Genomic DNA, 20,590 nt, shown 5'->3' with positions numbered 1-20,590 from the left:
CTCAGGCAGCTTGCTGCAGTTGGGCGTAACGGGCGCGTTCGATGCGCTCGACTTCGGCGGCCGGCACGTAGTAGTCCACGTTGCGGTTGTAGCTGCGCAGCACGAAGGTCGCGATCGCACCGACCAGCCCGGCGACGGCAACCAGCCACATGTGCCAGACCAGCGCGAAGCAGAACACCAGCCCGAACACGGACACGAGGAAGCCGGCCGCGGTGGGGCGTGGCATGTGGATGTCCTCGTAGTGGGCCGGCTCGCGCCATGCGCGACCGGCTTCCTTGTCGTCCCAGTGCTGTTCCAGCGAAGTGATCTGCGGCACCTTGGCGAAGTTGTAGAACGGTGCCGGCGATGCCGTCGACCATTCCAGGCTGCGGCCGCCCCACGGGTCGCCGGTCAGGTCCTGGTTCTGCTTGCGGTCGCGGATGCTGACGGCCAGTTGCACGATCATGGCCAGGATGCCGGCGCCGATGACAAAGGCGCCGATCATCGCCACCACCAGGTAGGGATGCCAGTCGACGTTGGCGTAGTGGTTCATCCGGCGGGTCATGCCCTTGAAGCCCAGCACATAGAGCGGCATGAAGGCCAGGAAGAAGCCGCTCAGCCAGCACCAGAACGACACCTTGCCCCAGAACTCGTTCAGCTTGAAGCCGAACACTTTCGGGAACCAGAAGCTGATCGCCGCCAGGCAGCCGAACAGCACGCCGCCGATGATCACGTTATGGAAGTGGGCGACCAGGAACAGGCTGTTGTGCAGCACGAAGTCGGCGCCCGGCACCGCCAGCAGCACGCCGGTCATGCCGCCAACCGCGAACGTCACCATGAAGCCGATGGTCCACATGGTCGAGGTATGGAAGCGGATCCGGCCCCGGTACATGGTGAACAGCCAGTTGAACAGCTTCACGCCGGTGGGGATCGAGATGATCGACGTCATGATGCCGAAGAAGGCGTTGACGTTGGCGCCCGAGCCCATGGTGAAGAAGTGGTGCAGCCAGACGAAGAACGACAGCACGCCGATCGACGAGGTCGCATAGACCATCGACTTGTAGCCGAACAGCGGCTTGCGCGAGAACGTGGCGATGATTTCCGAGAACGCGCCGAACGCTGGCAGGATCAGCACATAGACCTCGGGGTGCCCCCAGATCCAGATCAGGTTCACGTACATCATGGCGTTGCCGCCCAGCTCGTTGGTGAAGAAGTGCATGCCGAGGTAGCGGTCGGCGGTGAGCAGGGCCAGCGTGGCGGTCAGCACCGGGAAGATGGCGACGATCAGGATGTTGGTGATCAGCGCGGTCCAGGTGAACACCGGCATCTTCATCAGGGTCAGGCCCGGTGCGCGCATGCGCAGGATCGTGACGATGAAGTTGATGCCTGTCAGCGTGGTGCCGAGCCCGGATATCTGCAATGACCAGATGTAATAGTCCACGCCGACGGTCGGGCTGTAGCCCAGCTCCGACAACGGCGGGTAGGCCACCCAGCCGGTCGCGGCGAAGTCGCCGACGAACATCGACAGCATCACCAGCACCGCGCCCATGGCCGACAGCCAGAAGCTCAGCGAGTTGACGAACGGGAAGGCCACGTCGCGCGCGCCGATCTGCAGCGGCACGATCACGTTCATCAGGCCCACCACCAGCGGCGTGGCCACGTAGAAGATCATGATCACGCCGTGGGCGGTGAAGATCTGGTCATAGTGGTGCGGCGGCAGGTAGCCGGCGGCATCGCCATAGGCGACGGCCTGCTGCGTGCGCATCAGGATCGCGTCGGCGAAGCCGCGCAGCAGCATGACCAGGGCCAGGATGATGTACATCACGCCGACCTTCTTGTGGTCGACCGAGCAGATCCATTCGGTCCACAGGTATTTCCACTTGCCGTATCTGGTGATGGCGCCGAGCAGCGCGGCGCCCAGCACCAGCACCACGGCCAGCGTCACCATGATGATCGGCTCGTGGTAGGGGATCGCCTCGAGGTTGAGTTTTCCTAGCATGTCATTGTTCCAGGCGGCCGGGGAGCGCCGACGGGACGCGTTGGAAGGCCTGCAGAGATTCGGGGGTGTTCGCGCGGCAGATCGCGCCGTTGGCCAGCATGTACTTGTCGACCACCTGGTCGAACAGCTTCGGCGTCACCGATGCGTAGTGCGTGACGGGATCCTTGGTGCTGGGCTGCTCCAGCGCGCGGTAGGTGTCCGGGCCAAGCGCCTGCGCCGACGCCCGCGCCTTGCTGATCCACGCATCAAAGTCCTCGCGCGAAGTCGCCAGGGTCTTGAAATGCATGTCCGAGAAGCCCGCGCCGCTGTAGGCCGCGGACTGGCCGAGATAGACGCCTGGCGTGTCGGCGATCAGGTGCAGGCGGGTCTGCATGCCCGCCATGGTGTAGACCATGCTGCCAAGCTGCGGAATGAAGAAGGCATTCATCATCGATTCCGCGGTCAGCCGGAAGTTGACTGGTGTGCCGACCGGAATGGCGAGCTGGTTCACCGACGCGACGCCGTATTCGGGATAGATGAACAGCCATTTCCAGTTCAGCGCGATGACGTCGACCTGCAGCGGCTTGACCTCGGATTCAAGCGGCCGATAGGGGTCGAGCTTGTGCGTCGAGTCCCAGATCAGCACGGCCAGGCAGGCCACGATCACGCACGGAATGCCCCACACCACGATCTCGATCTTGGTCGAGTGCGACCACTTGGGCGCGTAGGTCGCGCGCGTGTTGCTTTCGCGGTAGCGCCAGGCAAACCACAGCGTCAGGAAGATCACCGGGATGACGACCATCAGCATGACGAACAGCGCAATCAGGATCAGCGATTTTTCCTGTTCGCCGATGCTGCCCTTGGGATTGAGCAGTTCGAGGTTGCAGCCGCTGAGCAGGGCGCTCAGGGAGGCGGCCAGCAGCAAGGTCGGCAGGCGGACCTGCGGGCCTGGGGAGGGGCGGGTGAATGTGGCTGGTCGGGGGGCTTGGCGCGGGACTTGAGGACCTTGTCGATCGCTGTCTGCCGGCCCGGCGGTTGTTTTTAGCATGTCGGATACCTTGGTGACGGATCACCGAAAGCATCCGTCACGCACTCCGATTCAAGGGCTGCGTCAGCCTCGCGCGGGCGTGGTTTGTATGGATTCCTCCGGTGATGTCTGGCATGCTAGCTGAAGACAAAACCCATACATCGAGGAAGATTTTGGGCAAAGAATCCATGCAAGGCAGCGAAATCCTGGAGAAATGGGATCTTCGGATCACTGCGGGCGGCGGTGCGCGCTACCTGCAGATCGTTGATTTCATCGAGGAGGCGATTCGCGATGGCAGCCTCGTGGCCGGTGACCGCGTGCCGCCGCAGCGCGGGCTTGCCAGGGCCCTTGGCGTTGACCTGACCACCGTGACCCGCGCCTATAACGAGGCCCGGCGGCGCCAGCTGATCGAGGCCCGGGGAGCGCTCGGCACTTTCATTGCCGCGCCGCGCGCGGAACTCGCGCGGGTGGTCGACATGAGCATGAACGTGCCGCCGCCGCCAGCGGGCGTGGATTTCCAGGACCTGCTGCGGCGCGGCCTGAGCCAGGTCCTGCTGCGCAGCGACCCGCACCTGCTGATGACCTACCAGCTTGGCGGCGGCAGCGCCTCGGACCGTTCGGCCGGGGCGCTCTGGCTGGCGCCGATCTTCGGCCAGGTCGACACCGCGCGGCTGGTGGTGTGCCCCGGCGCCCAGGCCGCGCTGGCCGCCGTGATCCTGAGCCGGACCCGGCCCGGCGAGGCGATTGCGACCGAACCGCTGGCCTACCCGGGCATCCGCGCCGCCGCGGCGCAACTGGGCCGGCGCGTGGTGATCGCACCGTGCGACGCGGACGGGATGCTGCCCGACGCGCTCGCCGCGGCCCGCGCCGAGGGGGCCACGCTGGCCTACCTCAACCCGACCGCGCAGAATCCGACCACGCACACCATGCCGGCCTCGCGCCGGGCAGAGATCGCCAGGGCCGCGCATCGATGCGATATCGCCTTGCTGGAGGACGATCCGTACTGGCTGCTGACACCGTCAGCGCCGCCTCCGCTCGCCAGCTTTGCGCCCGAGCGCACCTACTACGTCGCGACGCTGTCCAAGGCGCTCAGTCCGGGCCTGCGTACCGCGTATGTCCTGCTGCCGGAGGAAAGAGGGGGCAATGACCTGCTGGCATCGCTGCGCGCCTTCGCGCTGATGGCGGCGCCGATGACCGCGGCCCTGGCCACGCAATGGATCCATGACGGCTCGGCCAGGCAACTGCTCGACGGCATCCGCACCGAAGCGCTGGCGCGGTGCGCACTGGCAAGCCGGTGGCTGAGCGGGATCGGGCAACTGCCGCCCAGCGCCATCCATGTATGGCACCGCTTGCCCGCGCAATGGTCGGCGCAGCAGCTGACCCGGGCCGCGCTGGCGGAAGACCTGCGGGTCACGCCTTCCGACGCGTTCTGGGACGGGCCCGATGCGCCCAATGCCATTCGCATCTCGCTGGGCGGCGTGGACAGCCACGAGCAGCTGTCGCTGGCGCTGAGGAAGCTGGCGGCGCTGCTGGAGCGCCGGCCAACGTCGGAGGTGGGGATGGTGGTATGAACCGCCTGGCTTCGCGCAGGCAGCGCCGACATCAGGCGTGTAAAACGAAGTTGATCACCGCGTCAGAAAACGCCGCCGGCAATTCCCAGTTCGACAGATGCGCCGCATTGAGCGCGAGATAATCGGCGTTGGCAATGCCATTGGCCAGCTCGCGTCCTTGTTCCGGCGTGGTGGCGGCATCCTGGACGCCGGCGATCACCAGCACGCGCGCGTCAATGCCGGCCAGCAGGCCGCGCAGGTCGGCATCGCGCACCGCGGCACAGTTGGCGATATAGCCGTCGGCATCGGTCGAGGCGAGCATCGAGAGCACTGGCGCCAGGCGTGCCGGATCGCCGGCGAGCGCCGCGGGGGTGAACCAGCGGGCCAGCACGCCCTCGGCGATGGCTGCCATGCCTTCGGCCTGCACGCGCTCGATGCGCGTGTTCCAGCCGGAAGGCGGGCCGATCAGCGCCGCGGTATTGGCCAGCACGAAGCGGCCGAAGCGCCCGGGGTGATGACGCGCCAGCCAGACGCCGGTCATGCCGCCCATCGACAGGCCGCAGAAGTGCGCGCGCCCGACGCCGGCGTGGTCCATCACCGCCAGCACGTCGGCGCCCAGCTCGGCCATGCCGAACGGCGCGGCCGGCACGCCAGAGGCGCCATGGCCGCGCGTGTCGTAGCGCAGCACGCGGAAGCGCTCCAGCAGCGCCGGCATCTGCGGATCCCACATCGACAGGTTGGTGCCGAGCGAGTTGGACATGACCAGCACCGGCGCGCCGGCCGGGCCCTGGAGTTCGTAGTGCAGGCGAAGCCCGTCACGGGTGGCAATGCTCATGGCGCGGGCCTCGCTCAGCGGATCGAAGAGGGATGCGGCGCCAGCGGCGTGACGGCGATCTTCATGTACGGGAACAGCGGCAGGGCCGACAGCAGGTTGTGCAGTGCCTCGTTCGACTCGACGTCGAACACGCTGTAGTTGGCATACTCGCCGACCACGCGGTAGAGGTGCAGCCATTTGCCCTGGCGCTGCAGGTCCTGCGCATAGGCCTTTTCGCGCGCCTTGATGTCTTCGGCCTGCGCGGCGGGCATGTCGTGCGGCAGGTTTACGTCCATTCGTACCAGATACAGCATCGGGTTCTCCTCGTTTTAGTCTGATGGTGAATAGTCAGGGTCGTCGCCGATTTGCGGGGACGGTGATGGAGCGTTCCCACTCCCGCTTGCGGGAGAGGGCTGGGGAGAGGGCAGAGATGTCCACGAAGTGAAGTGCTGCACTTCGTTGATGCTCCAGCCCTCTCCCCCGGCCCCTCTCCCGCAGGCGGGCGAGGGGAGCAAACAGGCAATGAACCACAATTCAGGCGCTGTCGCGACGATAGTGGTTTTAGTCTGATGGTGAACAGTCAGGGTCGTCGCCGATTTGCGGGGACGGTGATGGAGCGCTCCCTCTCCCGCTTGCGGGAGAGGGCTGGGGAGAGGGCAGAGATGTCCACGAAGTGAAGTGCTGCACTTCGTTGATGCTCGGGCCCTCTCCCCCGGCCCCTCTCCCGCAGGCGGGCGAGGGGAGCAAACAGGCGATGAACCACAATTCAGGCGCTGTCGCGTCGATAGTGCGCCAGCTTGTCTTCGTCGAGCGCGATCCCCAGCCCGGGCCCTTGCGGCAGGTGCAGCGCAAAGTCGCGGTACACCGGCCGCTCCAGCACGATATCGTCCTTGAGCAGCAGCGGGCCGAACAGCTCGGTGCCCCAGGCCAGTTGCGGCAGCGTGGCGAAGCCGTGGGCGGCGGCGATGGTGCCGACGCTGCCTTCCAGCATGGTGCCGCCATACAGCGCGATGCCGGCCGCATCGCCGACCGCGGCGGTGCGCAGCATGCCGAAGATGCCGCCGGACTTGGCGATCTTCAGCGCGAACACGTCGGCGGCGCCGAGGCGGGCCAGTTCCATCGCGTCCTCGGGGCCGCACACGGCTTCGTCGGCCATGATGGGCACGACGAAACGCGCCGCCAGCCGGGCCAGCGCGGTGCGCTGCTCGCGCGGCGTGGGCTGCTCGATCAGGTCGATGCCGGCGGCTTCGAGCATGGCGATGCCGGTGGCGGCATCCGCTTCGTTCCAGGCCTGGTTGACGTCGACGGTGACGCGGGCACGGTCTCCCAGCGCGCGCTTGATCGCGGACACATGGGCCACGTCCTCGCGCACGCTGCGCCGGCCGATCTTGAGCTTGAAGGTGTCGTGGCGGCGCTCGGCCAGCAGGCGCTCGGCCTCGTCGATGTCGCGCGCGGTATCGCCGCTGGCCAGCGTCCACAGCACCGGCAGCGTATCGCGCACGGCGCCGCCCAGCAGCGTCGACAGCGGCACGCCCAGGCGCTTGCCCTGCGCGTCGAGCAGCGCGGTCTCCAGCGCCGACTTGGCGAAGCGGTTGCCGCGCGCCACCTTGTTCAGCCGCGCCATGGCGGCATGCACGTTGGTGGCGTCCTGCCCCAGCAACGCCGGTGCCAGGTAAGTGTCGAGGGTCAGCTTGATGCCCTCGGGGCTTTCATCGCCGTAGGACAAGCCGCCGATGGTGGTGGCCTCGCCGATGCCTTCCACGCCATCGGCGCAGCGCAGGCGGACGATCACGAGGGTCTGCCGCTGCATGGTCGCCATGGCGAGCTGGTGCGGGCGGATGGTCGGCAGGTCGACCAGGATGGCCTCGATCGACTCGATGGCCGTGGGGCTGGATTGTGTCGCCACTTTCATACCTTCCTGATGCAGTTGGATGTTGCATCGGAGTATGGAGGGCTATTTTTCCGCTGTCCAAGACCGTTGGCGTCTGATTTCATACCTCAGAAGTATGAACTGCAGCCCGCGCCTTATTCCTTCTGCGGGGGCAGGTAAGCCATGCCTTCTTCTTCGTAGAGCTGGTAGATCATGTCGCGCAGCGAGTGCAGGTCGGCCGACTCGTCCATCATTCGGGTGCTCATGATGATGGGCGACACCAGCTTGGGATCATCCAGTTCCTTGTAGGTCACGTCGTCCCGCTTCAGCCCATAGACGCTGCTGGGCACCACCGAGATGCCTTCGCCCATCGCCACCAGCCCGAGCGCGATCTGCAGCTCGCGCACCTCGTGCAGCCGGCTCGGCTTCAGCGCGCGGTCGTGGAAGGCGGCCAGCACCTGGTCGGCAAAGCTCGGACGCGGCGCCTTGGGGAAGATGATGAGCGGCTCTCCCACCAGGTCGTGCAGCGCGAGCTGGGGTTTGGCCGCCGCCAGCGGGTGGCCGACCGGCAGCGCCACGATCATGCGCTCCTCGCGCAATACCACGCGCCGGACCGAGGGGTCCTCATGCCGGATGCGTCCGAAACCCACGTCGATGCGGCCCTCCTTGAGGGCCTTGATCTGGTCCATGGTCGACATCTCGTGCAGGCTCAGTTCCAGGTCGGCATGCATCTGGCGGAAGCGCCGGATGATGCGCGGCAGCATGCCGTACAGCGTGGAGCCGACAAAACCGACCGACATCTTGTGCTCGATCTTGCCAACCCGCTTGGTCATCGCCTGCAACTCTGCGGTCTGGGCCAGCAGTTGCAGCGCGTGGGTGTAGAAGTAGCGCCCGGTGTCGGTCAGCTTGAGCGGGCGCGAGTGGCGCTCGAACAATTGCACGCCCAGGTCATCCTCCAGCTGCTGGATCTGGCGCGACAGCGGGGGCTGGGCGATATGCAGCCGCTCGGCCGCCCGGGTGAAGTTGCGTTCCTCTGCCACGGCCACGAAGTAACGCAGGTGCCGCAATTCCACGACTATACCTCCAGGGTATCAAGCGGATACTAAATCAGTGTTGGACTGCAAAAACAGGCGTTGACTATGCTCCATCCGTGCCCGGAATACAAGCTTGATACCTGTAAGGCATCGACCGGGAACCACGCAAAAATATGGAGACCCTCATGACTCATTCGGAAATCGACGCCCTGGTCAACAGCTTTATCGTCGCCACGGGCACGCAAGGCACGCCCGACCCGCGCGTGCAGCAAGTGGTGGTCCGCCTGACCGCGGACCTGTTCAAGGCGATCGAAGACCTCGACCTGAGCGCCAGCGAAGTCTGGAAGGGCATCGAGTACTTCGCCGAGGCGGGCGCCAGCCAGGAACTTGGCCTGCTCGCCGCCGGCCTGGGACTGGAACGCTTCCTCGACGTCCGCGCCGATGAGGCCGAAGCCCGCGCCGGCCTGGCTGGCGGCACGCCGCGCACCATCGAAGGCCCGCTCTACGTGGCCGGCGCGCCGGAAAGCACCGGCTTTGCCCGCCTCGACGACGGCAGTGAAGACGGCAAGGGCGAGGTGCTGTTCATGCAGGGCACGGTGTACGGTGCCGACGGCAAGCCGCTGCCGGGTGCGAAGGTCGAGGTGTGGCACGCCAACCTGATGGGCAACTACTCGTTCTTCGACAAGACCCAGTCGCACTTCAACCTGCGCCGCACCATCGTCACCGACGCCAGCGGCCGCTACCAGTTCCGCAGCAACGTGCCGACCGGCTACGGCTGCCCGCCGCAAGGCACGACCCAGCGCCTGCTGGACCAGCTGGCACGCCATGGCCAGCGGCCGGCGCATATCCACTTCTTCGTGTCGGCGGACGACCACCGCAAGCTGACCACGCAGATCAACATCGACGGCGACGAGTACCTGTGGGATGACTTCGCCTTCGCCAGCCGCGAGGGGCTGGTGCCGGCGGTGAACCGCGTCACCGACGCCGCCGCGCTCGACAAGCACGGCGTGGACAAACCGTTCGCCTCGATCGACTTTGACTTCCGGCTGCTGCCCGAGAAGGAAGGCGCGCCGCCCGCCGAGGTGGAGCGCCTGCGCGCCGCCGCCTGAAGTTTCTGCAAGGCCGCCCGCGCTCGCGGGCCGGCAGATCCAGCCCCGGGCGGCAGCGCTAATCCGCCGCGCCGCCCCGGCAACAAGACCAGCAGGAGACAACTCCCATGATCCCGATCTATCCGGCGGGGACGGCCCCCGTTCGCCCCGATGCCACGCAGCCTCACGCCAGGCGCCTCGAGCTCGACGACTTCCTGGTGGAAGACAAGGCCAGTGGCGACTACCGCCTGCATCGCGCGGCCTTTACCGACGAAGACCTGTTCGAACTCGAGATGAAGCATATCTTCGAGGGCAACTGGATCTACCTGGCGCATGAAAGCCAGATCCCGAACAACAACGACTACTACACCACCCACATCGGCCGCCAGCCGGTGGTGATCGCCCGCAACCGCCAGGGCGAGCTGAACGCCTTCATCAATGCGTGCAGCCACCGCGGCGCGATGCTGTGCCGCCACAAGCGCGGCAACAAGGCCACCTACACCTGCCCGTTCCACGGCTGGACTTTCAACAACAGCGGCAAGCTGCTGAAGGTGAAGGATCCCGAGAACGCGGGCTACCCCGACTGCTTCAACAAGGAAGGCTCGCACGACCTGAAGAAGGTGGCGCGCTTCGAGAACTACCGCGGCTTCCTGTTCGGCAGCCTGAACGCCGACGTGCCGCCGCTGCAATCGTTCCTGGGCGAGGCGGCGCGCATCATCGACATGATCGTCGACCAGTCCGCCGACGGGCTGGAGGTGCTGCGCGGCTCCTCCACCTACACCTTCGAGGGCAACTGGAAGCTGCAGGCCGAGAACGGCGCCGACGGCTACCACGTCTCGGCGGTGCACTGGAACTACGCCGCGACAACCAGCCACCGCAAGCAGAAGAACGCGCAGGGCGACCAGATCCGCGCCATGGACGCGGGCAAGTGGGGGCAGCAGGGCGGCGGCTTCTACGCCTTCGAGCATGGCCACATGCTGCTGTGGACGAAGTGGGCCAATCCCGAGGACCGTCCCAATTTCAGCCGCCGCGACGAATTCGCCGGGCGCTGCGGCGAAGAGACCGCCGACTGGATGATCCAGAACTCGCGCAACCTGTGCCTGTACCCCAACGTCTACCTGATGGACCAGTTCGGCTCGCAGATCCGCCTGCTGCGCCCGCTGGCCGTCGACAAGACCGAGGTCACGATCTACTGCATCGCACCGAAGGGCGAATCCGATGAGGCGCGCGCGCGCCGCATCCGCCAGTACGAGGACTTCTTCAACGTGAGCGGCATGGCCACGCCGGACGACCTGGAAGAATTCCGCGCCTGCCAGCAGGGCTACGCCGGCCTGGCGCTTGCCTGGAACGACATGTGCCGGGGCGCGAAGCACTGGATCGACGGCCCGGACGAAGCCGCGCAACGGATCGGGCTGAAGCCGTTGATGAGCGGCGTGCGCACCGAGGACGAGGGTTTGTACACGGTGCAGCACCGCTACTGGCTCGATGTCATGAAGAAGGCCATGGCCGGGCAGTCTGCCGAAGCCGCGAATGAAGCAAAAAATGCAGGAACCAGCGGCACCGAAGGGAGCGCAGCATGAGCACCGCCGACATCACGCCCGACATCGCGCCCGACACCGACCTCGACAAGCCGGTCGAGCTGGCCGCCATCCAGGCCTTCCTGTACCGCGAGGCGCGCCTGCTCGACGACGAAGCGTGGGACGAGTGGGTCGAGTGCTACCACCCCGACGTGAAGTTCTGGATGCCGTGCTGGGACGACGACGGCAAGCTGATCACCGACCCGCAGCGCGAGATCTCACTGATCTATTACCCGAGCCGCCAGGGGCTGGAGGACCGCGTGTTCCGCATCAAGACCGAGCGCTCCAGCGCCACCATGCCGGACACGCGCACCAGCCACAACCTGAGCAACGTCGAGCTGCTGGACGTGGACGGCGACACCTGCACCGTGCGCTTCAACTGGCACACGCTCAGCCATCGCTACCAGACCACGTACAGCTACTTCGGCATGTCGCGCTACCGGCTCGACCTCTCCGGCGAGCAGCCTCGCATCCTGGACAAGTATGTCGTGCTCAAGAACGACTACATCAACCAGGTCATCGACATCTATCACATCTGATCCAGGCTGGAGGACCGCGCCATGGAACACACCATCGCCCTGCAATTCGAGGACGGCGTCACGCGCTTTATCACCTGCGGCGAGAACGAGACCCTGTCCGACGCCGCCTACCGGCAGCAGATCAATATCCCGCTGGACTGCCGCGACGGCGCCTGCGGCACCTGCCGCGGGCTGTGCGAGTCGGGAAACTATGACCTGCCCGAGTCGAGCTATATCGAGGATGCGCTGACCGCCGAGGAAGCGGCGCAGGGATACGTGCTGGCCTGCCAGACGCGCCCGCGTTCGGACTGCGTGATCCGCGTGCCGGCGTCGTCGGCGGCGTGCAAGACCGGTGTCACCACCTACCAGGGGACGCTGGCCGAACTGGAGTCGCTGTCCGATTCGACCATCAGCTTCGCCATCGACCTGGACGATGCCGCCGGCGTGGACTTCCTGCCGGGGCAGTATGTCAATGTCGAAATCCCGGGCACCGGCCAGACGCGCTCGTATTCCTTCAGCTCCGCGCCAGGCAGCGCGCGCACCGGTTTTGTGGTGCGCAACGTGCCGGACGGAAGGATGAGCACGTGGCTGACCAGCGAGGCAAAGTCGGGCGAGCGCGTGGCGTTCTCCGGCCCGTATGGCAGCTTTTACCTGCGCCCCGTGACGCGTCCGGTGCTGTTCCTCGCGGGCGGTACCGGCATTGCACCGTTCCTGTCGATGCTCGACGTGATGGCCACCGGCGATTGCGCGCATCCGGTGCGCATGGTCTACGGCGTCACGAACGATATCGACCTCGTGGGCCTGCCTCGCATTGACGCCGCCCAGGCCGCCGTGACCGGCTTCGAATACCGCACCTGCGTCGCCGACCCCGCCAGCGGCCACGCGCGCAAGGGCTATGTCACCGCGCACGTCGAGCCCGAATGGCTCAATGGTGGCGACGTCGATATCTACCTGTGCGGCCCCGTGGCGATGGTGGAAGCGGTGCGCGGCTGGCTGCAGCAGAGCGGCATCACGCCCGCGGGCTTCTACTACGAGAAGTTCTCGGCCAGCAACGCGGCGTGAAGAGGGAGAGCGACAACATGAGAAGCTCCGCACGATTCGCCGGCAAGGTGGTGATCGTCACCGGCGCCGCGCAGGGCATCGGCCGTGGCGTGGCGCTGGCCGCCGCCGCCGAGGGCGCGTCGGTGGCGCTGGTCGACCGCTCGACGCTGGTCGACGAAGTCGCCGCCGAGATTGTTGGCGCCGGCGGCAAAGCCATTGCCGTGCACGCCGACCTGGAAACCTATGCCGGCGCCACGCAGATGGCGCAGGCCGCCGAAGCCGCCTTCGGCCGTGTTGACGTCCTCGTCAACAACGTAGGCGGCACGATCTGGGCCAAGCCCTTCCAGTTCTATGAAGAGGACCAGATCGAGGCCGAAATCCGGCGCTCGCTGTTCCCCACGCTGTGGTGCTGCCGCGCCGTGCTGCCCGGCATGGTCGAACGCCGTCAGGGCGTGATCGTCAACGTGTCGTCGATCGCCACGCGCAGCATCCACCGCGTGCCCTATGCGGCGGCCAAGGGCGGCGTCAATGCGCTGACCGCCAGCATTGCCTTCGAACACGCGCACGAAGGCATCCGCGTCAACGCCATCGCCACCGGTGGGACCGAGGCGCCGCCGCGCAGGATTCCACGCAACACCGAAGCGCAGGGCGAGCAGGAGGCGGGCTGGTACCAGGCCATCGTCGACCAGACCCGCGAGAGCAGCCTGATGCACCGCTACGGCACGATCGACGAACAGGTGCATGCGATCCTGTTCCTGGCATCGGACGAGGCATCCTACATCACCGGTACGGTCTTGCCGGTCGGCGGCGGGGACCAGGGCTGAGCTCGCCAGCCGGGCGATGCGGTGCTGCCGCGGGACGGGATGATCCGGGTGCCGGATGGGCCGGGGCTGGGTATCGATCCCGATCCTGAGGTGATCCGGCGCTACCAGGTCGCCTGATTCCGGTTCCTACCGACCCTGCAGGCAAAGTTGCCTGCAGCCCAACGCTTTGCTGAAAGTGCGGGGGCGGTACCAACACCGCACCCATTCCGTCGCACCATCAGCGCCCCCACGCTGTTCGATTCCTGCGCCACCCAACCCGCTTAGAAATGTCATGCGAGGCCTGTACGCTGCACATCCGGCAACGTCTGGCAGCAAACTTGCTTGTCAAGCGCGTGTGGCCGGCAGGGACACATTCGTTGGGAGACGCCATGCATCAAGCACGCATCACCGCGCACAAGGGAATCCTGGTTGTCGAACTGGTGCCTGACCAGGCAAACGGTGACGGCACCTCGCCCAGCAAGCTCCGCAACCTGGCCACGGTGATCCATGACACGGGACGGCACCTGGGTGTCTCGGAAGAGGCCCTGGCGCTGCTCAAGCTTGTGAAACGCGGCCTGGACCGCATCGGCGACTTCGCCTGGTTCAGCAGTGATGACGGCAAGGATCATTTTGCCTGGCTGGGAGGCCCGAAGCGGCTGGTGAATCCCGCCTCGGTGGCGGCTGCCCGGGACTACGCGATCCTTGCACACCGCGTCATTCCGAACCACGTGCCGGATGGGGCAAAAGTGGCGATCGAGACGAATTTCTGAGCAGGCACCAGTCGTCGCATTCAGCGCTTGCCGCCGGCTTGCGCCGCGAACGTCCGCCATTCCCGGAACACGGCATCGAGGCACGCCGCTGTCTCGCAGCTATCCCGCTTCCTGCGGAACGCGGCAACCTCGGCCTCGGTGATCGTGCCGGCCTTCAGCTGACGCTGCTGGTCGGCATGGATGCGCTGGTAGCCCATCGAAAACAGCGCCGACTCGCAGATCAGCCGCTGCGATGGCACGCGGGCCGCAGGCGCAGTTGACGGGTCGCAGTCGATATCGGTGGCGGCATGGGCGGCGCCGGCGAGTGCAAGGGCAACGGCGCCGATGCAGCAGTGCATAAAGCGGAAGCGGAAAAAGCGGTTCATGACGACTTATGCAGCGGCACGGCCTGACGGCGCCGTGGTGCCGAACTGCTTGCGGTAGGCGGAGGGCGAAACGGCAAAGGTCTGGGCAAAGTGCTGGCGCAACGAAACCGCCGAGCCGAACCCGGCCAGGCCGGCAATCACGTCGACGCTCTTGCTGGTGGTCTCCAGCAGCCGCTGCGCCGCGGTGAGCCGGTGGTTCAGCACCCACTGCGTCACCGTGGAGCCGGTCTTGGCCTTGAAGCGCCGCGTGAAATTGCGCCGGCTCATGCCGGCCTTGGCGGCCAGCAGGTCCAGCGTCAGCGGCTGTTCCAGGTGCTCGATGGCCCAGTCGAGCGTGGTGCTCAGCTTGTCCGCACCGGCTGTCTGCGGCAGCGGCTGCTCGATGTACTGCGCCTGCCCGCCATGCCGATGCGGCGCCACCACCATGCGGCGGGCCACGCGGTTCGCCACTTCCGCGCCATGGTCGCGGCGCACCAGGTGCAGGCAGCAGTCCAGCGCGGCGGCGGTGCCGGCCGACGTGAGGATGCTGCCATCGTCGATATAGAGCGAACGGCGATCGAGCCGGACCCTGGGATAGCGCGCGGCGAAGTCATCGGCCCAGACCCAGTGGGTGGCCGCCGGCCGGCCGTCGAGCAGTCCGGCCTCGGCGACCACAAAGGTGCCCAGGCATAGCCCGGCAATGCGCGCGCCGCGCGCGCTGGCGGCCTGCAGTGCCGCCAGCAAGGCCGGCGACGGCCGTTCGGCCGGGTCGCGCCAGGCCGGCATGATCACGGTATCGGCTTGTTCCAGTGCGGAAAGGTCGTGCTCGACCTCGATGCGGAAGCCCGACATGGTCCGGATCAGGCCGGTCTGCTCGCCGCAGATCAGCAACTGGTAGCGCGGCACGCCCAGCATGGCGAGATCGTCGCCGAACACGATGCAAGGCACGGACAGGTGGAACGGGCTGATGCCTTCAAAGGCAATCACGGCGACGGTGTGCATCGCTTCCTCGCAAGCAGGGGCGTCTGAAGTTGGCCCGATTCTATCGGATGTTGTCCATCGGGACGCTTTCGGGGCGGCGGCGGTCGTTGGAAACTTCATGCAGCGATGAGGCCGCGGCGGCTGTCCCGCCAGGCAAGCGCGCTCTCCTTTCCATCACGACGAGGACAACGATGACACACCCGACGATCCGCACCCTGGCCGGTGCCAGCGCCCCCACCGCGATCGCAGCCGCCAGCACGGCGCTGCTGGTGATCGATTTTCAGAACGAGTATTTCGACGGCAAGCTGCCGATTCCGGATGGAGCGGCCGCGCTCGGCAATGCCCGGCGCCTGGTGGCGCATGCTGACGCCGCCGGCATTCCTGTCTTCCACATCCAGCACCTGGCGCCGGCGGGCAGCCCCGTCTTTGCGGAGCAGGGCGCCAGCGCGGCTTTCCATCAGGACCTGAGCCCGGCGGACCACCACACGGTGGTGCAGAAGACTTCGGTGAGCGTGTTCCCCACCACTGACCTCGACCAGCGCCTCAAGGCCGCCGGCATCAAGACGCTGGTCATCACCGGGCTGATGACGCATGCCTGCGTCGCTGGCGCCGCGCGCGATGCGGTGCCGCTCGGCTATGGCGTGATCGTGGCGGAAGACGCGTGCGCGACGCGCGACCTGGACCGGCCCGGCGGCGTGGTGCGGCATCGTGACCTGCACCAGGCTGCGCTGGCGAGTATCGAAGATACCTTCGGCGATGTGCTGACCACGGAGCAGGTGCTGAAGCTGCCGGTGGTCTGATGGACAGCGGCGCGCGATCGCCCGCAGTCAGGGGCGATCCGCCTCCGGGAGCGTCGTTGTCACCCAGTCGCGCACCAGGGCCGTCGCCGGCCGCTCCCCGGCGCGCTCACTGCAGACGAAGCCATGGCAAAAGCTCTCCGGCGACGCCCATGATGCGGACTCGATTCCGGGAACAGGCCAATGGTGCTTAACTCCGGTTCCATGCGGCCATGAGAACTTTGTGGAGTTCGTCATCGCCAGTGGCCAGAGGCTTTGCCGAGCCGCCTTGCCGCGCTGTACGGGCGGTCCCGCGGCCCGCCTGGGCGCCGCGTTTGGTCGAGCCGGGTGCCGTCGCCTTGACCAATAGTCCACCAAGCACCGCACGGTAGAGTTCCCGGAATGCCTCTTCGATCGTGAGATTCGCCTGGGCAAGGAATGCTGGCCGACGCAATCGGAGCGCTGCGCCCAGTAACAGTTCGGAAACCACGCGGCCGTGGCATGGAACGAACACCCCTTTGCGCACGCCGTCGTCAATCAGTCGTGTCAGCCCATCGGCACGTGCCTGTTGATAGGCGTCGAAGCTGGCGCTGGCCGCCTCCGAGTCCTCTATGTCTTTCAAGAATTGGGCGCACATGTGACTGCCCGCGCGAATGCCCACATTGAGGTAGGCGGCAATTGCCACTGTCGGGTCCGGCTCCTCGCGGATGATCGCCTCCCCTTGCTCAAGCAGAACACGGAAGAAGTGGTCGACTGCCACGCAAAAGATTTCTTCCTTCGTCTCCGCAATGCCGTATAGCCGGCGGCGCGAGCAGTGCAGGCGCGCGGCGATCTCGCCCACCGTCAGGTTCTTGATCCCTTCCCGGCAAAACAGGCCGGTGAGTTCATCCAGAAACTCGTCATTCGTCAGCGTTGTTCTCATCGCGTCATCCTGTTGCCTGGATGGTACTAGGCATATTCATAAGGTACCAAATGTCAGATGGTATCAGCAGGAAGTCATTGTGACGAACGCATCATGTCCCTGATCGGCATTGAGGCCTGCATCCTCGAAGACTGGCCCCTGTCGTCCTCCGCAGTGGGGTTATCCCCAAGTCATCAACGGTACCAAATCCATTGACATGATACCAGCGACCGGGTTCAATGGTACCAATTAACGATAACAGGTACCGAATGGAGGCATGATGACCGATACCGAACCCGCAGTAAAAAATCCGACCTGGTCTTTCCGCAGCCTGCGATCTGCCTTGCGCGGGCGCCCATTGGAAGAGGTCATCGGGGCGGCGCTGATGACGTTGCTGATGGTGATTACACTCATGAACGTGCTGGTCAGGTACTTCACCAGCCAGTCCTTCGCCTGGACAGAGGAAATCTCGGTCTTCCTGCTGCTGGTCATGACTTTGGCCGGCGCCTCGATTGCGGCAGCACAGGACGCCCACATCCGCGTCGAGTTCTTCTATTCCGGCGGTTCCGATTGCCGTCGGCGTTGGCTGGCCGCGCTGTCGGCCCTGGCGGCGGCGACGCTTTTCCTGCTGCTCGCCATCCTGCTCGTGCGTGCGGCCTGGTCGGAATTCGAGTTCGGCGAAACAACTTTCGGGCTGGGCGTGCCGCGCTGGTGGTACACGGCCTTCACACCGATCCTGGCGCTCCTTGTGGCGGTCCGGGCGATCACTGGCCGCTGGCGCCAGGCGAATCTGGCGGTGCCGCAGTCCACGACGGCGAGCGAGGTGCAATCGTGATCGGTACTTTCCTCATCGGCGGCTTCATCGTGCTGATGCTGGCTGGCGTTCCCATCGGCGTGGCCCTGGGTCTCACGGGTGCCGCTGTGGTCATGTTCATGGGCGGTGACATGCCGTGGTTCGGGCTGTTCACGCTGCAGCAGAGCTTTGACGCCAGCATCGCCAAGTACCCGCTGCTCGCGCTGCCGATGTTCGTCCTCGTCGGCTCGGCTTTCGACCGCTCCGGGGTCGCCACCCGCATGATCAATTTTGCTGCCGCGATACTTGGCCGCGGCGCGGGGACGCTGCCCATCGTCGCCATCTTTGTGGCGATGTTGTTAGGCGGTATTTCCGGTTCCGGCGTTGCGCTGGCCGCCGCCATTGGCGGCGTGATGATCGACGCAATGCGTCGTGCGGGCTATCCGCCCGCCTTCTCGGCCACCGTGATCGGCTCAGCTACGGCAACCGACATTCTCATCCCGCCATCCCTGGCGTTCGTTGTCTACAGCATCATGGTGCCGGGTGTGTCGCTGCCAGAGTTGTTTGCCGCGGGACTGATCCCGGGCGTGCTGGCAGGGGTCGCGCTCATCGCGCCAGCCTGGTGGCTGTCCCGGCGCCACCGCTTCGGCGCTGCCGAGGCGGGGTTGCCGCGCCCGCCGTTCTGGAAGAGCCTTCGTGAAGCCAGTTGGGGGCTCGTCACACCGGTGCTCATTCTGGGTGGCATGCGGGCCGGCTGGTTCACCCCGACCGAGGCGGCGGCTGTGGCCGCAGCCTATGTGTTGTGTATCGGCATCTTCGTCCACAAGACGATCGGCCTGCAGGACCTCTACGACATCTTTGTCGACAGTGTCCGCACCTCGGCGGTGATCATGATCATCCTCGGTTTCGCAGGCGTGTTCTCCTATTGCATCAGCACCATCGGAGTCGCCGACCCCATCGTCGACTGGTTCCGCACGCTCGGCCTGGGCAGTATCGGCACGCTCATGGTCGTGCTGGTGGTACTGAAGCTGCTCGGCATATTCCTCGACGGCGTTACGTTGTTCATGGTGTTCCTGCCGCTGCTCCTTCCCTTGATCAAGTCCTACGGGTGGGACCCGGTGTGGTTCGGCGTGCTGGTGACCATGGTCATGGCGCTGGGTCAGTTCACACCGCCTCTGGCGCCGACCTTGCTGGTTTCCTGCCGCCTGGCCAGGGCGCCCGTCGAGAAGACGCTGCCCTGGGTGGGCTGGTTCATGCTCAGTTTTGCCCTCGCCATTGCCGCAGTGCTGATCGAGCCGCGGATCGCGCTGTGGCTTCCCAAGGCAACCGGATTTTGACCGACGGCCGACCCACATCGACATCTCGGCCCAGCCTCAACAAGGAGACAACCACCATGAATCAACGTCGCAAATTCCTCGTCAGCGCCTGCATCGCCGGTCTCGGCGTCCCCGGCATCTTGCGTGCGCAGCCTGCCTACAAGAACGAGTACCGTCTTTCGCTCGTCACTGGCCCGGGCACCACCTGGCACACGGCAGCGGAGAACTTTGCCAATCTGGTGCGCGAGCGCACGGCGGGTCGCATCAATATCCGGCTATACCCAGGATCGAGCCTTGTTCAGGGCGCGCAGGATCGCGAGCTCGTCGCACTTCGCCAAGGCACAATCGATGTTCTGGTAGGCACGACCGCGAACTGGTCGGGCACCGTCAAGGACTTCACCGTCTTCATGTTGCCCTACCTGATGCCCGACGCCAGGGCGGTGGATGCCGTGCTTGCCTCTGACGCCCTGAACAGGGACTTCTACGACATCATGCGTCGCGCGGGCATCGAGCCGCTGGCTTCCGGGGAGTACGGCAATGTTCAACTGCTCAACGCCAAGCGCCGCCTCGCCAGGCCTGCCGACATCACCGGCATGAAAATCCGCGTGGTGGCGTCTCCCCTGCAACAGGACATCATGAATGCCCTGAAGGCCAACCCCACCAGCATGTCGTGGGCCGATGCCCAGTCTGCGTTGTCGTCCGGCGCGGTCGACGGTGTGATGCTGACGATGGAGCAGGTCCAGGCGGCCAAGATCTACAGCCTTGGTCAGAAGTACATCACGCGCTGGAGCGCGATGAACGAACTGATTCACTTCACCGTGGCCAGCCCGGTGTTCAAGTCGTGGACTCTCGCGGACCAGCAGATCGTTCGCGGCGCGGCCAGGGACGCGGCGGCCGAACTCACCCGGCAGGTGCGCAAGAGCGCGTCCAGTGACGATGCCCTCAAGCAGCATGGCGTCGATGTCTACACGCCCACGCCGGGCGAAATGGCGGAGTGGAAGGCCCTGGTCCGTCAGCCGTACGAGAAGTGGAAGGCGCGCATCAACCCTGGTCTCGTTTCGAAAATCGAGCAGGTCGTCGCCCAATCTTCCAAGGCATGAGCGGAAGGGTGCAGCAGGTCTGATTGGATCGACTTTCCAGATGTGACCGTACCCAACAGGCCCGGCCAGGACCGGCCGGGCCATGTCACGCCAATGCGAATTCGTGAACTCCGCAGCGCTGCGCACCGTACGCGGCCAGAATGCTTTTGCATATCGCTGTGACGCGGTGCCGAGACTTCGCTGCCGGCCTGCGTCAATAGCGAGGCGATGGACCGCTGGACGCGCCAGGATCCGTAGGGCTGGCCGTAGCTGGCCTACTCGGAAGAGAGCGCGATTCCCGAAGCGATATTGACGCATCGCGCATGCCTTCTTGGGGTACCAAAATCATTG

The 20,590-nt window shown here is 65.7% G+C and carries 20 protein-coding genes; 11 read left to right on the top strand and 9 right to left on the bottom strand.

The window, feature by feature from the left end:
- Window position 1: 1 nt before the first annotated feature.
- A complete protein-coding gene (gene cyoB / locus ACIP1U_RS07050; RefSeq protein WP_400313183.1) occupies window positions 2-1,978 on the bottom strand; it encodes a cytochrome o ubiquinol oxidase subunit I in 1,977 nt (658 codons plus the stop codon).
- 1 nt (window position 1,979) lies between these two features.
- Window positions 1,980-3,005, bottom strand: coding sequence for a ubiquinol oxidase subunit II (cyoA, locus tag ACIP1U_RS07045; protein ID WP_400313180.1), 1,026 nt, complete (start codon window positions 3,003-3,005; stop codon window positions 1,980-1,982).
- Between the two features lie 167 nt (window positions 3,006-3,172).
- On the opposite strand from cyoA, the gene ACIP1U_RS07040 reads away from it, so the two are divergent.
- Window positions 3,173-4,555, top strand: coding sequence for a PLP-dependent aminotransferase family protein (locus tag ACIP1U_RS07040; protein ID WP_400313177.1), 1,383 nt, complete (start codon window positions 3,173-3,175; stop codon window positions 4,553-4,555).
- Between the two features lie 31 nt (window positions 4,556-4,586).
- On the opposite strand, the gene pcaD is transcribed toward ACIP1U_RS07040, so the two are convergent.
- The 4 genes from pcaD to ACIP1U_RS07020 all read right to left on the bottom strand — a co-directional run bounded on the left by pcaD (window position 4,587) and on the right by ACIP1U_RS07020 (window position 8,291).
- Window positions 4,587-5,369, bottom strand: coding sequence for a 3-oxoadipate enol-lactonase (gene pcaD, locus ACIP1U_RS07035; RefSeq protein ID WP_400313175.1), 783 nt, complete (start codon window positions 5,367-5,369; stop codon window positions 4,587-4,589).
- Window positions 5,370-5,383: 14 nt separating this feature from the next.
- A complete protein-coding gene (gene catC, locus ACIP1U_RS07030; RefSeq protein WP_400313172.1) occupies window positions 5,384-5,662 on the bottom strand; it encodes a muconolactone Delta-isomerase in 279 nt (92 codons plus the stop codon).
- Window positions 5,663-6,114: 452 nt separating this feature from the next.
- Entirely contained in the window at window positions 6,115-7,260 is a 1,146-nt protein-coding gene (locus ACIP1U_RS07025; protein ID WP_400313170.1) for a muconate/chloromuconate family cycloisomerase, read from the bottom strand.
- Window positions 7,261-7,373: 113 nt separating this feature from the next.
- Complete coding sequence (locus ACIP1U_RS07020; protein WP_400313168.1) at window positions 7,374-8,291, bottom strand: LysR family transcriptional regulator; 918 nt, start codon at window positions 8,289-8,291, stop codon at window positions 7,374-7,376.
- 146 nt (window positions 8,292-8,437) lie between these two features.
- Between ACIP1U_RS07020 and catA the strand changes: the two genes are divergently transcribed.
- From catA to ACIP1U_RS06990, 6 genes are all read left to right on the top strand, one after another.
- Window positions 8,438-9,361, top strand: a complete 924-nt coding sequence (gene catA / locus ACIP1U_RS07015) for a catechol 1,2-dioxygenase (protein ID WP_400313166.1) — start codon at window positions 8,438-8,440, stop codon at window positions 9,359-9,361.
- 107 nt (window positions 9,362-9,468) lie between these two features.
- Complete coding sequence (gene benA, locus ACIP1U_RS07010; RefSeq protein ID WP_400313164.1) at window positions 9,469-10,920, top strand: benzoate 1,2-dioxygenase large subunit; 1,452 nt, start codon at window positions 9,469-9,471, stop codon at window positions 10,918-10,920.
- Window positions 10,917-11,456, top strand: a complete 540-nt coding sequence (benB, locus tag ACIP1U_RS07005) for a benzoate 1,2-dioxygenase small subunit (protein ID WP_400313161.1) — start codon at window positions 10,917-10,919, stop codon at window positions 11,454-11,456. The genes benA and benB overlap by 4 nt, the downstream gene beginning before the upstream one ends.
- Before the next feature lie 21 nt (window positions 11,457-11,477).
- Window positions 11,478-12,497 carry a benzoate 1,2-dioxygenase electron transfer component BenC gene (benC, locus tag ACIP1U_RS07000; RefSeq protein WP_400313157.1) on the top strand — a complete coding sequence of 340 codons (1,020 nt, stop codon included), beginning with the start codon at window positions 11,478-11,480 and terminating at the stop codon, window positions 12,495-12,497.
- A 17-nt stretch (window positions 12,498-12,514) separates the two neighbouring features.
- A complete protein-coding gene (locus ACIP1U_RS06995; protein WP_400313155.1) occupies window positions 12,515-13,300 on the top strand; it encodes a 1,6-dihydroxycyclohexa-2,4-diene-1-carboxylate dehydrogenase in 786 nt (261 codons plus the stop codon).
- Between the two features lie 368 nt (window positions 13,301-13,668).
- Window positions 13,669-14,049, top strand: a complete 381-nt coding sequence (locus tag ACIP1U_RS06990) for a hypothetical protein (RefSeq protein ID WP_400313154.1) — start codon at window positions 13,669-13,671, stop codon at window positions 14,047-14,049.
- Window positions 14,050-14,069: 20 nt separating this feature from the next.
- On the opposite strand, the gene ACIP1U_RS06985 is transcribed toward ACIP1U_RS06990, so the two are convergent.
- Both ACIP1U_RS06985 and ACIP1U_RS06980 read right to left on the bottom strand, forming a co-directional pair.
- Window positions 14,070-14,414, bottom strand: coding sequence for a hypothetical protein (locus tag ACIP1U_RS06985; protein ID WP_400313151.1), 345 nt, complete (start codon window positions 14,412-14,414; stop codon window positions 14,070-14,072).
- A 6-nt stretch (window positions 14,415-14,420) separates the two neighbouring features.
- Window positions 14,421-15,395, bottom strand: coding sequence for a GlxA family transcriptional regulator (locus tag ACIP1U_RS06980; protein WP_400313147.1), 975 nt, complete (start codon window positions 15,393-15,395; stop codon window positions 14,421-14,423).
- A gap of 170 nt (window positions 15,396-15,565) precedes the next feature.
- Here ACIP1U_RS06980 and ACIP1U_RS06975 point away from each other — a divergent pair, with 170 nt between their 5' ends.
- The gene (locus ACIP1U_RS06975) at window positions 15,566-16,174 is read left to right on the top strand and encodes a cysteine hydrolase family protein (RefSeq protein ID WP_400313144.1); all 609 of its coding nucleotides are present in this window, start codon (window positions 15,566-15,568) and stop codon (window positions 16,172-16,174) included.
- Window positions 16,175-16,361: 187 nt separating this feature from the next.
- On the opposite strand, the gene ACIP1U_RS06970 is transcribed toward ACIP1U_RS06975, so the two are convergent.
- Complete coding sequence (locus tag ACIP1U_RS06970) at window positions 16,362-17,072, bottom strand: TetR/AcrR family transcriptional regulator (protein ID WP_400313141.1); 711 nt, start codon at window positions 17,070-17,072, stop codon at window positions 16,362-16,364.
- A 256-nt stretch (window positions 17,073-17,328) separates the two neighbouring features.
- On the opposite strand from ACIP1U_RS06970, the gene ACIP1U_RS06965 reads away from it, so the two are divergent.
- From ACIP1U_RS06965 to dctP, 3 genes are read left to right on the top strand one after another with little or no spacing between them, the layout of a single operon-like run.
- Window positions 17,329-17,886, top strand: a complete 558-nt coding sequence (locus ACIP1U_RS06965; RefSeq protein WP_400313139.1) for a TRAP transporter small permease — start codon at window positions 17,329-17,331, stop codon at window positions 17,884-17,886.
- Window positions 17,883-19,181 (top strand): TRAP transporter large permease, encoded by a 1,299-nt coding sequence (locus ACIP1U_RS06960; protein ID WP_400313137.1) that lies wholly within the window; start codon window positions 17,883-17,885, stop codon window positions 19,179-19,181. Before ACIP1U_RS06965 ends, ACIP1U_RS06960 begins: the two co-directional genes overlap by 4 nt.
- A gap of 56 nt (window positions 19,182-19,237) precedes the next feature.
- Window positions 19,238-20,260 carry a TRAP transporter substrate-binding protein DctP gene (gene dctP, locus ACIP1U_RS06955; RefSeq protein WP_400313135.1) on the top strand — a complete coding sequence of 341 codons (1,023 nt, stop codon included), beginning with the start codon at window positions 19,238-19,240 and terminating at the stop codon, window positions 20,258-20,260.
- Window positions 20,261-20,590: the final 330 nt, after the last annotated feature.

This window comes from Cupriavidus sp. NPDC089707 (assembly GCF_044748965.1).
Taxonomy (GTDB): Bacteria; Pseudomonadota; Gammaproteobacteria; order Burkholderiales; family Burkholderiaceae; genus Cupriavidus.
This window is presented reverse-complemented; position numbering and strand designations above follow the sequence as displayed.